Origin of the sequence: Citrobacter sp. U14242, from assembly GCF_046555775.1 — a bacterium.
GTDB lineage: Bacteria > Pseudomonadota > Gammaproteobacteria > Enterobacterales > Enterobacteriaceae > Citrobacter.
The window spans coordinates 187,698-200,203 of record NZ_JBKGLW010000010.1 but is presented as its reverse complement, the minus strand read 5'-3'; the positions used below and the strand labels follow the sequence as shown (position 1 = coordinate 200,203).

Sequence of the window (12,506 nt, the reverse complement as noted above, 5' to 3'; positions counted from 1 at the left end):
GCTTCTGTAGTTGCAAATCTACAAAGGTAATGGCATACCTGAAGGCGTTTTAAATATCTTATTTCTTACAAGGATTATAGAGGAATGCACAAGGGTAAAGTTATTGTTGCATCAATGATGGTGTTTTGTGTCCTTATTTTTATTGCCGCTATTGCCTGGTTTATGGTTTTCCAGGGGGAAGTCACCGAACCGACCAGTGAAGAGAAAAATGCCGCCATTCTGCATGCCGCGGGCTTGCTAAAATCAGATGCACAGGATGAAAAAACCATAAATAATTTATTTCAACGTTATATTTTAGCGCGAAAGGTCAATCTGGATTCCGGAGAGTGGGTAGCTGATGATGCCATGACGCAAGGATGTAAGAAGCTCGCTCCGGAGCATGATCCCGCCAGGATCCACCAGCGCTGCATAATTGCAGATGTCTATCTGGTGAAAAATAAAAACAATAAAATTCAACAAATTATAATTCCTGTTTTCGGTAAGGGGGCGAAGTCTATGATGCACGCCTTTCTTGCTCTTGACCTTGACGGGCGTACAGTTAAAAACCTGTATTACTACCAGCAGCGGGAAACTCCTTTTTTGGGAGCTAGAGTGGAAGATGAGAACTGGCGTAAACAATGGCCGGGTAAAAAAGTGGTTGATAATAACGGGAAGCCGGCACTGAAAATAATTCAGGAAAAACCAGAGCATATCGATGAATATACTGTAGATGGTATTTCTGGTGCGACTCTGACATCGACGGGTGTAGAGAAAAGTATTAACTACTGGACAGGCGAACAGGGTTATGGTCGTTTTCTACAGCGTATTACTCGTGATCCTGATATAATGATGCCCTGACATTTTTGGTTTTAAATAACGTTTTCCCTCATGCCCGCTGTCGGCTTCATTTGTGTCAGCGAGTATGGGGGAACGCTATTCTGCACGGTGTATAAATACTCCTGAATTAACGGCTTCATTAATAAATCCTGCCAGCCTCAACTTCGTATCCATCACATTTTCATGAAATAAATTTACATAACTTGTCACCCGTTGACATTTTTATGATCCAGGTCATGTACAACGCAGTCAAAAATAGATAATGATAATAATTATCATTTGTATTTTACGGGATGCGTACCGTGCGTAAGTTCTGCTCTTTCCTGCTGTTCACTTTGTGTGGCTTGCTTGTAAGCCTTCACGTATGGGCTGCAACAAACTATGCCCCGTTTATTGAGGATATTGAGCAACGTCTTGATAAAACGGCAGAACTTTACTCTCAACAGCAAGCTGATGAAGCGCGTCGCACGGTGCAAATGGCCTACTTTGAGGTATTCGAAAACCTTGAAGGCCCGATTCGTATCAACATTTCCGCCAGCAAGAGTTATGAGATGGAAAGCGCTTTCGGTGAGATCCGTCGCATGATTGGCGAAAAAAAATCTCTCTCTGACGTGCAGGCTAAAATCGACAGGCTGAAGGCATCGCTGCGTGAAGTTGAACCTGTGCTGGATGGCGGGCATCGCCTGGTTGCCGAAGAGCAGCACAATGCGTTTTCCAGAACCGATATCGCCGTACACTGGCAAGAGAGTTTCCGCACTATCGACGATTTGCTGGCCCAGGCAGTAAATAACTATCAGACCGGGAATCTCAGCGTTGCCAGCCAGCACGTTCAACAGGCGCACTATCAGGGTTTTAAAAACTCAGAGATGGAAATGTCGATCAGACAGAATCGATCGGCAAAAGACGCAGCAGCGATTAATCAGCAATTTTCTGCGCTGATTGCGCTTACCGCGCAGCCGGATCACCTCAATGATGTTTCTTATCAGGTCACAACGTTGTTACAGGATATTGAGGATCTTCTGCCCGGTCTGCCCACTACCCGTGACGAACAACAGGTTGCAGCGTCGCAAAATACGGGTAACGCTCCTGCGGCAGAGGATGACAACGCACGCGCAGACTGGACTGCGGTGTCGATGGGGATCAATCAAAGTATTCAGGAAGCGATTGCCCGCTATCAAGGGGGCGATGCGAAGAATGCCATTCTGGATGTGCAGGACAGTTACTTTGACCGCTTTGAAGCCAGCGGTATGGAAAACAAAATTGGCTCCCGTGACTCAGCGTTTAAAACCACGCTGGAGGCTTACTTTACGCGTCTGGTTAGCCTGATGAAAGCGGGTCAGCCAGTGGAAAGGCTCAACGCAGAAGCCAGCGCACTGGAGCAGGATCTACAAAAAGCGGTGGCGATGTTGGGAGAAGGCGAAGAGACCCAGTGGAGCCTGCTGCTCTATAGCCTGATGATCATTGTTCGCGAAGGGCTGGAAGCACTGCTTATTGTGGCGGCTATCGTGGCCTATATGGTGAAAAACAATCACCAGGATAAGTTACCGCTTATTCGTCAGTCGGTGATTGTCGCGCTGATCGCCAGCGTCATTACCGCGGTGATATTCCAGCTTCTGTTCACTAATTCTGGCGCCAGTCGTGAATTGCTCGAAGGCATAACGATGCTGATTGCCGTCGTCATGCTGTTCTTCATGAGCTACTGGTTACTGTCTAAGGTCGAAGCACGCCACTGGAAAGCCTGGCTGGAAGGAAAGCTGTCCCACTCACTTTCCCGTGGTTCACTGGTTGGACTGTGGCTGACCAGCTTCCTGGCTGTTTATCGCGAAGGGGCGGAAACCGTGCTGTTTTACTACGCCCTGGTCGGGGATGCGAATGATGTTTCCGGCCATATGGCGATTGCAGCAGGTTTTGTTATCGGCTGTGTTGTTCTGCTGGCCGCCTGGCTGCTCATGCGCTACTCGGTAGTACGCCTGCCGTTGAAGCCGTTCTTTATGTTTACCGGCAGTTTTATGTACCTGATGGCCTTTGTGTTTGCGGGCAAAGGGGTTCTGGAACTGGTGGAAGGCAAACTGTTCCAGCCGACGTTGATTAACGGCTTCCCTGAAATCAGCTGGTTGGGAATTTATCCCTACATGGAAACGTTATTACCGCAGGCCGTATTGCTGCTTGCAGCGCTGGTGGCGCTGTGGGTGATGCGGCGGAAAAGCACAGTCCCTGGGGAAACGATAAAAAATAATCTATAGCTGTTATTTAAGACGAGAGGATATGTCTGATGACCATGAAGAAAACCCTGATTGCCAGTGCAGTGATGGCCAGTATTTTCACTGCTCCGGCTGCGTTTGCCTTTAAGGAGTATCCGGCAGGCGAGCCTGTCACCATGAATGAAATGGAACTGGCTGCTGTCTATCTGCAGCCGATCGATATGGAGCCGCGCGGCATGGGGTTACCGGCAGCAAAAGCCGATATTCACCTTGAGGCGGATATTCACGCAGTGGAAGGCAGTAAAAATGGTTTTGGCGCAGGCGAATGGATCCCTTATCTGACCATCAGTTACACCTTAATTAACAGTGATACAGGTGAAAAACAAGAAGGTACCTTCATGCCGATGGTCGCCAGCGATGGTCCTCACTACGGCGCGAACATCAAAATGATGGGTGTGGGTAACTACAAAGTGACCTATCACATCGAACCACCGTCAAAAGCAGGTATGCACCGTCACACAGACAGTGATACGGGCGTTGGTCGCTGGTGGAAGCCATTTGATGTGAGCTATGAATTTAAATACGTTGGCCTGAACTAAGCGCTTTTCCCATCAGGCTGCTTTATTTGCCATTTTGGACCGGGCAGTGCTCACATCCCTAAGTACGACATGTACCCACGGTTTGTTCTGCGCTGCTCATCTCCCAACTGACCGCAAGCCTGAACGTTTGATGGGCAGGCTCTACATTATCGATGTACCTGGATAGTTACATCATTCAATCCGCCGTACAGAGTCGATGTTATGAGTTATTTTTTTGTCACGACGCTACAGGTTTTTTTCTGCATTGCGCTGCTCTCCGGGGTTCTGTGGAGTCGCAGCGATCCTCCTTCTTTACGCCCACTCGTCTGGACCTTATTCACAGGCTTGATCGTTGGCGTGCTGGTGGGACTCACACTCCGTGGCACGCAGCCGGTGCAATTGCTGCTGGTCGGCACCGAAGTGATGATCACGCTGTTGTTTGTGTTGAGCTTCTGGTGGGTATCAAACCGCATTCGCTACCTGTGGCAGGGTATCCTGGTGTTTGGCGCGGCTCGACACTGGGCGCTGGATCCTAACCTTGGCGGATTAACCAGTACCCATGTGCTAAATACCGACCTGCTGCTGAATCTGACGGCAGTGCTATTGGCTTTTGCGATCCTCTGCCTGGTGGGAGTGCTTTGCGCCATGCTGTTACGGCGTATTCGCGGGCTCTACTGGCCGTTAACACTGATCCTGATGGTCATGATTTGGCTGCCATTAAGCGGCAATCTGCTGCTGTTGTTAATGAAGCTGCAGGTGCTACCGCTGGCAAAATCGCTATTGAGCTTCGTGGCCAAAGTGACAAACAACGCGGCGTTATATAACTGGTTGGGAGCTGCTCTATTGCTTGTTCTGGCGCTGTGCTGGGTACCGGCGCTGCTGCGTGCTATCCGCCTGACGCGTGAAACCGATGAGCCGATTGCTCATCGACTGGCACTGGCGCATCGTCGAAATGCGTTCCGTCTCTGGCTGGTGACGCTGGGATGTGCGGTGGTTGTGATCGCCGGACAACTGTGGTGGGAAAAAGTCGCATCTCAGCCGCCGCAGTTATCAGAAGCCGTTCCGGTACAACTTGCCAGCGATGGCATGGTACATCTGCCGATAGAACAACTCCGTGATGGCAAGTTGCACCGCTTTGTCTGGGTGGCAGACGACGGTAAAGCTGTACGTTTTTTCGTGATTAACCGCTATCCCGACAAATTGCGTTTGGGCGTGGTTTTTGACGCCTGTCTGCTTTGTGGCGATCAGGGCTACGTGATGGAAGGGAATCAGGTTATCTGCGTGGCCTGCGGGGTACACATTTTCATTCCTTCGATTGGTAAACCTGGCGGTTGTAACCCGGTGCCGATTGAAAACTGGCGTAATGATGAGAAAGAGCTGGTGATCCCGGGTAAAGAGCTGGCAGCGGGCGTGAATTACTTCTCGACGGTCATGACCATTAATGTGACCGATCCGGTTGATGGTTCCCGGTTGACGAATACCTCGGCTGACTACAAATACAGCTATGGTGGCAAAACCTGGTTCTTCTCGTCTGAAGCAAACTATGACCGCTTTCGTAACACTCCGGAACAGTACGTACCTGCCGAACTGAGGGAGGAGTAACAATGCTGTGGCGAATGTTACGACAATCCTGGGGGCGCAATCTCCGGCGCAAGGGACTGGCTATTGTGACGGTATTTCTCGCATCCAGCCTGATCTCTGCACTGCTGGCGGTGTCGATTGATATTGGCGATAAAATGTCCAGAGAGCTGAAGTCTTACGGTGCCAATATTTTGATTGAACCTGCCGGGCAGGCGGCGTTGCCTGCGCTTTTCAGTGAAAACAGTAACCCACTATCGGGGCAGGATTTCCTTGATGAAGCGGAACTGCCAAACATTAAGGATATCTTCTGGCGTAACAACATTGTCGGCTTTGCCCCTATGCTCGGTGGTGAAGTCGACGTTGATGGCAAAGAGGTACGTATTCTTGGCACCTTCTTCAGCCAGCCGGTGGATATTCCAGATGAAGAAGGGTTTGAGACGGGGCAGAAAACAGTGAGCCCGTTCTGGCAGGTTACTGGCGACTGGCCGCAGGAGCCCGCAGGCGATGCCCCTCAAACTCTGGTGGGACATGCCCTGGCACGACAAACGGGCTGGAAGCCGGGCGATCAACTGGTAATACGTAACGGTAAAACAACATTGACCGTGACAGTCAGCGGAATCCTCTCCAGCGGTGGGGATGAAGATAACCAACTGGTTATGCCGTTGAGCACGGTGCAAACGCTTCTCGGTTTACCAGGCAAAGTGCAGGCCATTCGCGTCTCGGCGTTGACGGTGCCGGAAAACGAGCTTTCGCGCCGGGCGCGTGAAAATCTCGACGCATTGAATGCTGAAGAGTACGACCTTTGGTACTGCACGGCCTATGTCTCGTCTATTGCGCATCAACTGGAGGAGGCTATTTCCGGGGCAGAAGTCCGTCCTGTGTGGCAGGTTGCCGCATCTGAAGGTGTCGTTATCGATAAAATTCAGTTGCTGATGGGGGTTGTAACCGTCGCAGCACTGGCAGCTTCGGCAATGGGGATTGCGTCACTGATGACCAGCACCATTATGGAACGCGCTAAAGAGATCGGCCTGATGAAGGCGCTTGGAGCACATCAGTGGCAAATCATGCTGTTGTTCTATCTTGAAGCGGCTTCCAGTGGACTGGCCGGAGGGGCGTTGGGATGCGTAGCCGGATGGGGAATGGCGAAAGCGATTGGCGTGATGCTATTTGATGCGCCATTGAATTTTGCCTGGATTGTCGTGCCCTGTGTATTGGTGATTGCGGTACTTATTGCCCTGATTGGCACCTGGTTCCCGGCTCGGCGCATTGCTCGTCTGTATCCTGTGGAGGTGCTGTATGGCCGCTAAACGCACAATGCTCTGGCTATTAGTATGGCGGGCGCTGCGTCTGCGCTTTCAGCGGGTTAGCGTGGTATTTGCCGCATTGATGGTGGGGGCGACCATCGTGACCGCGCTATCTGCTGTGTGGTTCGACATCAATACCAAAATGAGTGAAGAATTGCGTACCTTTGGCGCGAATTTCTACATCGGGCCAGGCCACGGCTCCAGCATGACACAGCAAGAGTTGCAGACCATTCTGGATCAGGCACCACAAGGTCTGGTTCACGGAGCCAGCCCATGGCTATACGGTATGGCGCGCACTGAACTGGAGAAGGTGGTCATTGTCGGCGTGTGGTTTGAATCCTTGCAAAGGCTGGTGCCGTACTGGCAGGTACAGGGGAGTTGGATTGGTGTCAGCTTTGACGATCGCAATGCGATGATTGGCGTCAAACTGGCGGAACGGCTTAGTGTCCAGCCGGGCGATAGCATCACCCTGGTGGATCACAATCAACGTAAAAACCTACAGATTAAAGGCATTGTTGAAGCTGGTGATGCGACGGATAACATGCTGATTGTGAGTCTTGACGTGGCGCAGGCGTGGCTGCATCAGCCCGGTAAAATTAGCCATGGGCTGATGAGTGTCAGCAACGATGTCGGTCAGGTGGAAAACTATGCTAACCGCTTGCAGGCTCAATACCCGGATCTGGAGATCCGTCCAATACGGAAAGTCTCTGCTTCAGAAGGACAGGTACTGGATAAGATAAAAGGGTTAATGGGGCTGGTATCGGTGGTGATCCTTGCATTGTCCTCTTTGTGTGTGAACACCACGCTGATGGCCATTGTTGGTGAACGCGCCCGTGAGTTTGCTCTGCAAAAAGCGTTGGGTGCCAGCAACGGTGATATTGTCCGGCAAATTCTCCTGGAAACCTGCATTATCGCGCTGGCTGCGGTGGTTTGCGGGTGGATCTTAGGGTATCTGTTGGCCCAATTGCTGGGGCTGACCGTATTCAATGCTGCAATTTCGCTACGCTGGCCAGTGCTGCCTGTCACCCTGACGTTATCTTTACTGGTCGCCATTCTGGCGGCGATTGTTCCGGTCCGGCGCGCGGTCAGTGTCGAACCCGCAAAAGTGTTGAAAGGAGAGTAACGCCATGTCCGTTATGCAGACCCCACCAATGGCGATTGAAACCCGCCATTTATATAAACGGTTCGGCGATGTTACCGCCTTAGATGACATCAACCTGCAAATCGTGCAGGGCGAATTTGTCGCTATTATGGGCGCGTCTGGTTCAGGTAAAACGACATTGATGAATATTCTTACCTGCCTGGACACCGCGACAGAAGGTCAGGTGTTTTTAGATGGGATTGATGCCGCAGCACTGGATGAAGAGGGGCGGCGCCGTTTTCGCGCTGAAAAAATAGGGCTGGTGTTCCAGCAGTTTCATCTGATCCCGTTTTTAACCGCGCTGGAGAATATCATGCTGGCACAGCACTACCACAGCGTGGTCGATGAAGCGGCGGCCAGAAAGGTTTTGGAACAGGTGGGGCTTGGGCATCGTGTGACGCACTTGCCGAGTCAGCTTTCCGGAGGGGAGCAGCAACGGGTGTGCATTGCCCGGGCGCTGGTCAATGAGCCGCCGGTGATTTTTGCCGATGAGCCCACGGGTAACCTCGATGAGGAGAATGAACAGCGGGTACTGGATCTGCTCACCGACCTGCATCGCCAGGGGCGCACGATTGTGATGGTGACACATAATCCGGCGCTTGGGTTGTTTGCCGATCGTATTATCCGTCTGCAACATGGCAAATATCAGGGCGAGGAGGCTAATCAACATGCGCTGGACTAACGTATTAATTCTCGCCGTTTTGGTTCTGATGAGCGGATGTAAAGAAGAGAAACTGGCGGTTGGGCAGCGAGCCCCGGCGCTGGCAACGTTCGACATGCAGGGAAGAGAATCCGGGCTTGAACACTGGCGTGGGAAGGCCGTGTATCTTAACTTTTGGTCGGCGGGGTGCGGCGGCTGTCTTGCCGAAATGGACGCGCTGGAAGCGCTGAGTAAAAAGTGGGGCGATAAGGTGGTGGTCGTGGCGGTGAATACCGATCCGGCGACGGTGATGATTGATGGCTTACTGGCGAAACATCAGGTTTCTTATCCGGTACTTCGCGATCAGCTTAAGATTTCCCAGGAGCGTTATCAGGTCATCGGTACGCCAACCTCTGTGTTGATTGATCGGGAAGGTCGCGTGCTGGAATTACACCAGGGGATGCGGAAACCGCCTGAGTTAGAGGCTACGTTTGCGCGTCTGGCAGCCCTATAAACGCGATACAGGGAGACGCGCTAAATGGCATTTAGGTGGAATGAAGAGAGTCTGACCGTGCTGCGTGAAAACGCAGGAGTTCTCACAACGGAGCAAATTGCGCAGATGCTTTGCACCAATATTACGGTTGTGCGTAATATGGCGTATCGACTGAAAATCGGTCTGCGGGTGTCGGCTTACAATCAAAAACGCATTGAACAGGTACAAGCTCTTTATGCGTCTTCTGAACCATTAAATCTGAAAGAGATTGCTGCAAAAACCGGGCTGACGTTCAGTACTGTGCAATATATTGTGTATGTGAAATTAAAAAGTAAACCGTATACCACACGGGAATATGTCTCCTTTGAAACCGAGGACGCAGTTCATTACCGGATACAAAAAGAGTTCATTGATACTGAGCGTTCCCTTTTACACAACATTCCAGATAACACGTGCTTGCATCAATTGTACCTTACCGACGGGACCTTATATTGTGTGCGTAATATCCGTCGCGAAGTGATTATTTCCGAATAACCGGATGGCATATTTCGTCGCCCGACGAAGCAAGCATGACTATTAGCGTACAAACTGGCTTATCTTCTATTGCGGGAAAGTGAAGAATGGCCAATGTATATGCGTATGATTTCTCCCTGGTGATAATGATTGCCGCAACCTTTGTGTTGGCGGGGATGGTGAAAGGCGTAACGGGCATGGGTTTGCCCACGGTGGCGATGGGGATACTCGGATCGCTGATTTCTCCGGTCGCGGCGGCGGCGATGCTGCTGTTACCCTCTCTGATTAGCAATCTGTTCCAGTTTGGCGGCGGTGGTAATACCGGCCGATTGCTGCAACGATTGTGGCCTATGCTGCTGGCGGTGGTGATTGCCACTTTGCTTGCCAGTGTCTGGATCTCCGGGGGCGACACAACCCGGACCCAGTTTGCGCTAGGCATAGCTCTGGTTGCCTATGCTATCTGGACGCTGATGGGAAAAAAAATTACCGTGGACCCGCAGCGTGAAAAAACCTTTTCCCTTGTCGTTGGATTTGTGACCGGTTTATTGACGGGGGGAACGGGGGTATTTGTCATGCCCGCCGTGCCATGGATCCAGTCTTTGGGCTTTGAAAAGGATGAATTGGTGCAGGCGCTTGGCATTTCGTTTACGTTTTCGACGCTGGCGTTAGCACTTGGCTTGTGGTGGCACAATGCGTTACCTGTTCAATCCCTGAGTTTATCGGCTTTTGCCATTCTTCCTGCGCTACTGGGACAGTGGATAGGGACGCGTGTGCGGCGAGTGATTTCTCCTGTGGTGTTTAAACGCTGTTTTCTGTTCTGCCTGGTGGGGCTGGGAGTGGAGATGATGCTGCGCGCCGCGTCAGTCTCGCTGTGACTTTACGCCAGTTTCATGCCATCGTAATTCAGAGGGTTAACGCCAAAGGAGGTGCTATGGCATCGGTGATACTGCACGAAGAAGAGGGTGAACTGGAGTCGCAAATGGCGCTCACTGCGGCAGTGATGGCGGATAAATCGCGTTCGCGTATGCTGTGCGCCCTGATGGATGGCCGAGCATGGACCGCAACCGAACTTAGCGCGGTGGCGGACGTGTCAGCCTCGACGGCCAGTGCGCATCTGGCGCGTCTGTGCGAACAACGATTTGTTGTGGCGTTAGCCCAGGGGCGGCATCGTTATTTTCGCCTCGCAGGAACGGAGATCGCCGAACTGCTGGAACGTTTGATGGGGGTGGCATGGGCAACATCAACGCCACGAAAAATTACCACGCCGATAAACCTGCGGCATGCGCGAACCTGCTATGACCACCTTGCGGGCGAAGTGGCAGTGAGGCTTTTTGATACCCTGGTTGCCCGGCAGTGGTTAACACCGGATGGCGAAACGCTAACCGATCTGGGGCAGGAAAAACTGGCAGAAATGGGGATTGTCCTTTGTGCTGGTGTGACCCGACGAAAGATAAGCTGCGGCTGTCTGGACTGGAGTGAGCGACGTTATCATCCTGGCGGCGTGCTCGGTGCCACGTTGCTGAGCTGGTTTAGCGAACAGAAGTGGATTAAAACGCAGACAGGTAGCCGGCATGTCACCTTTACCCCACTTGGCGTGCGCAAACTTCAGACGGAGTTTGGCATTCAAACGACTCGGTAGATCCCCCATTTTTGCGAAAGCGTTCCCGGAAAAATGTCATATATCTGTCACACTCTGTAGTGATTGATAACAACAAGAGGTCGTAGGGATGAAAAAATCGTTAATCGCCACCGCCGTGGCGGGGGCTGTATTGCTGTCAACGGCTGCACAGGCGCAGACGGCACCGGAAGGTTATCAGCTTCAGCAAGTATTGATGATGAGCCGACATAACTTACGTGCACCTTTAGCCAATAATGGCAGCGTTCTCGAGCAGTCCACCCCCAAACCGTGGCCGGAGTGGGATGTCCCTGGCGGACAACTCACCACTAAGGGCGGCGTGCTGGAAATTTATATGGGCCATTACATGCGTGAATGGCTGGCAGAACAGGGCATGGTGAAATCCGGTGAATGTCCGGCACCGGGCACGGTTTACACCTATGCTAACAGCCTGCAGCGGACAGTAGCGACGGCGCAGTTTTTTGTCACGGGGGCTTTCCCGGGGTGTGACGTTCCGGTCCATCATCAGGAAAAAATGGGGACCATGGACCCCACTTTTAACCCGGTGATCACCGATGATTCTGCGACATTCAGTCAGCAGGCTGTTCAGGCGATGGAGAAAGAGCGCAGCCAGATGCAGCTCGGCGAGAGTTACCAACTGCTTGAGCAAATGACAAACTACAAAGACTCGCCGTCCTGCAAAGAAAAACAGCAGTGTTCTCTGACTGATGCGAAAGACACATTCAGTGCGAAGTATCAGCAGGAGCCAGGTGTCTCCGGGCCACTGAAGGTGGGGAATTCGCTGGTTGATGCTTTCACTTTGCAATATTACGAGGGCTTCCCGATGGATCAGGTCGCCTGGGGGGAGATCACATCCGATCAACAGTGGAAGGTGCTGTCGAAGCTGAAAAATGGTTATCAGGACAGCCTGTTCACCTCTGCGGAAGTGGCGAAAAATGTCGCCAAACCGTTGGTCAAATATATCGATAATGCGTTGGTGACTGAACGGGCGAAAGCGCCGAAAATTACGGTGCTGGTGGGGCATGACTCGAACATTGCTTCATTGCTCACGGCACTGGATTTTAAACCGTATCAGCTCCATGACCAGAACGAACGCACGCCTATTGGCGGCAAAATCGTCTTCCAGCGCTGGCATGACAGCAACACAAATCGCGATCTGATGAAGATTGAGTATGTGTATCAGAGTGCGCAGCAACTGAGAAATGCGGAGGTTCTGACGCTCAAATCACCGGCCCAACGTGTGACGTTGGAACTGAAAGGTTGTCCGATTGATGCTAATGGCTTTTGCCCAGTTGATAAATTCGATAGCGTACTGAATGAGGCTGCTCAGTAAGCACAGAATACTCCCCCGTGCAAACGGGGGAGTCAGAATGCTAAACGTTTTTGCGTTCGATAGTCTGTTCACCCCAAAAGAGTGAATCTTTGTCAGTTTTCTCAAAGGCTTTGATCAGTACCTCATCGCTACCTTCTTCCCAAATCTTTTCCGCCATCTTTTCGTCATAGTGGGCGACTTCAAAAATGGCTTCGGCTATTTCTGGCGATGTGTTACGCAGACTTGCCCATTCGCCAACGCGATGGGCTTTCGCTTCTTGAGTTGGCATTC

13 protein-coding genes are annotated in these 12,506 nt (G+C 51.7%); 12 read left to right on the top strand and 1 reads right to left on the bottom strand.

Features of this window, described 5'->3' with window-relative positions; all coding sequences use genetic code 11:
- The first annotated feature begins 84 nt into the window (after positions 1-84).
- The 12 genes from nqrC to agp all read left to right on the top strand — a co-directional run bounded on the left by nqrC (position 85) and on the right by agp (position 12,236).
- Entirely contained in the window at positions 85-837 is a 753-nt protein-coding gene (nqrC, locus tag ACLJXE_RS17920) for an NADH:ubiquinone reductase (Na(+)-transporting) subunit C (protein WP_410751574.1), read from the top strand.
- A 272-nt stretch (positions 838-1,109) separates the two neighbouring features.
- Positions 1,110-3,059, top strand: a complete 1,950-nt coding sequence (locus ACLJXE_RS17915) for an FTR1 family protein (RefSeq protein ID WP_410751573.1) — start codon at positions 1,110-1,112, stop codon at positions 3,057-3,059.
- Between the two features lie 29 nt (positions 3,060-3,088).
- Positions 3,089-3,616 (top strand): iron transporter, encoded by a 528-nt coding sequence (locus ACLJXE_RS17910; protein ID WP_045441492.1) that lies wholly within the window; start codon positions 3,089-3,091, stop codon positions 3,614-3,616.
- A gap of 201 nt (positions 3,617-3,817) precedes the next feature.
- Entirely contained in the window at positions 3,818-5,197 is a 1,380-nt protein-coding gene (locus ACLJXE_RS17905; protein ID WP_410751572.1) for a Fe-S-containing protein, read from the top strand.
- Positions 5,198-5,199: 2 nt separating this feature from the next.
- On the top strand, positions 5,200-6,483 hold the full coding sequence (locus tag ACLJXE_RS17900; protein WP_410751571.1) for an ABC transporter permease: 1,284 nt from the start codon (positions 5,200-5,202) through the stop codon (positions 6,481-6,483).
- Complete coding sequence (locus tag ACLJXE_RS17895) at positions 6,473-7,603, top strand: ABC transporter permease (protein ID WP_045441495.1); 1,131 nt, start codon at positions 6,473-6,475, stop codon at positions 7,601-7,603. Before ACLJXE_RS17900 ends, ACLJXE_RS17895 begins: the two co-directional genes overlap by 11 nt.
- Positions 7,604-7,607: 4 nt before the next feature.
- Positions 7,608-8,303: an ABC transporter ATP-binding protein gene (locus ACLJXE_RS17890; RefSeq protein ID WP_045441496.1), complete on the top strand. Its 696-nt coding sequence runs from the start codon at positions 7,608-7,610 to the stop codon at positions 8,301-8,303.
- Positions 8,290-8,775, top strand: a complete 486-nt coding sequence (locus tag ACLJXE_RS17885) for a TlpA family protein disulfide reductase (RefSeq protein WP_410751570.1) — start codon at positions 8,290-8,292, stop codon at positions 8,773-8,775. Before ACLJXE_RS17890 ends, ACLJXE_RS17885 begins: the two co-directional genes overlap by 14 nt.
- Before the next feature lie 57 nt (positions 8,776-8,832).
- A complete protein-coding gene (locus ACLJXE_RS17880; RefSeq protein ID WP_286628164.1) occupies positions 8,833-9,288 on the top strand; it encodes a hypothetical protein in 456 nt (151 codons plus the stop codon).
- Positions 9,289-9,374: 86 nt separating this feature from the next.
- The gene (locus ACLJXE_RS17875) at positions 9,375-10,142 is read left to right on the top strand and encodes a sulfite exporter TauE/SafE family protein (protein WP_410751569.1); all 768 of its coding nucleotides are present in this window, start codon (positions 9,375-9,377) and stop codon (positions 10,140-10,142) included.
- A gap of 56 nt (positions 10,143-10,198) precedes the next feature.
- Positions 10,199-10,906, top strand: a complete 708-nt coding sequence (locus tag ACLJXE_RS17870) for an ArsR/SmtB family transcription factor (protein WP_286628162.1) — start codon at positions 10,199-10,201, stop codon at positions 10,904-10,906.
- An 88-nt stretch (positions 10,907-10,994) separates the two neighbouring features.
- Positions 10,995-12,236, top strand: coding sequence for a bifunctional glucose-1-phosphatase/inositol phosphatase (gene agp / locus ACLJXE_RS17865; RefSeq protein ID WP_410751568.1), 1,242 nt, complete (start codon positions 10,995-10,997; stop codon positions 12,234-12,236).
- Between the two features lie 40 nt (positions 12,237-12,276).
- On the opposite strand, the gene ACLJXE_RS17860 is transcribed toward agp, so the two are convergent.
- Positions 12,277-12,504: a YccJ family protein gene (locus tag ACLJXE_RS17860; protein ID WP_271441331.1), complete on the bottom strand. Its 228-nt coding sequence runs from the start codon at positions 12,502-12,504 to the stop codon at positions 12,277-12,279.
- Positions 12,505-12,506 lie beyond the last annotated feature (2 nt).

Excerpts from the sequence above, each read along its gene's own strand:
- nqrC (WP_410751574.1), top strand. The coding sequence starts at position 85 with ATGCACAAGGGTAAAGTTATTGTTGCATCAATGATGGTGTTTTGTGTC.
- ACLJXE_RS17915 (WP_410751573.1), top strand. The coding sequence starts at position 1,110 with ATGCGTACCGTGCGTAAGTTCTGCTCTTTCCTGCTGTTCACTTTGTGT.
- ACLJXE_RS17910 (WP_045441492.1), top strand. The coding sequence starts at position 3,089 with ATGACCATGAAGAAAACCCTGATTGCCAGTGCAGTGATGGCCAGTATT.
- ACLJXE_RS17905 (WP_410751572.1), top strand. The coding sequence starts at position 3,818 with ATGAGTTATTTTTTTGTCACGACGCTACAGGTTTTTTTCTGCATTGCG.
- ACLJXE_RS17900 (WP_410751571.1), top strand. The coding sequence starts at position 5,200 with ATGCTGTGGCGAATGTTACGACAATCCTGGGGGCGCAATCTCCGGCGC.
- ACLJXE_RS17895 (WP_045441495.1), top strand. The coding sequence starts at position 6,473 with ATGGCCGCTAAACGCACAATGCTCTGGCTATTAGTATGGCGGGCGCTG.
- ACLJXE_RS17890 (WP_045441496.1), top strand. The coding sequence starts at position 7,608 with ATGTCCGTTATGCAGACCCCACCAATGGCGATTGAAACCCGCCATTTA.
- ACLJXE_RS17885 (WP_410751570.1), top strand. The coding sequence starts at position 8,290 with ATGCGCTGGACTAACGTATTAATTCTCGCCGTTTTGGTTCTGATGAGC.
- ACLJXE_RS17875 (WP_410751569.1), top strand. The coding sequence starts at position 9,375 with ATGGCCAATGTATATGCGTATGATTTCTCCCTGGTGATAATGATTGCC.
- ACLJXE_RS17870 (WP_286628162.1), top strand. The coding sequence starts at position 10,199 with ATGGCATCGGTGATACTGCACGAAGAAGAGGGTGAACTGGAGTCGCAA.
- agp (WP_410751568.1), top strand. The coding sequence starts at position 10,995 with ATGAAAAAATCGTTAATCGCCACCGCCGTGGCGGGGGCTGTATTGCTG.
- ACLJXE_RS17860 (WP_271441331.1), bottom strand. The coding sequence starts at position 12,504 with ATGCCAACTCAAGAAGCGAAAGCCCATCGCGTTGGCGAATGGGCAAGT.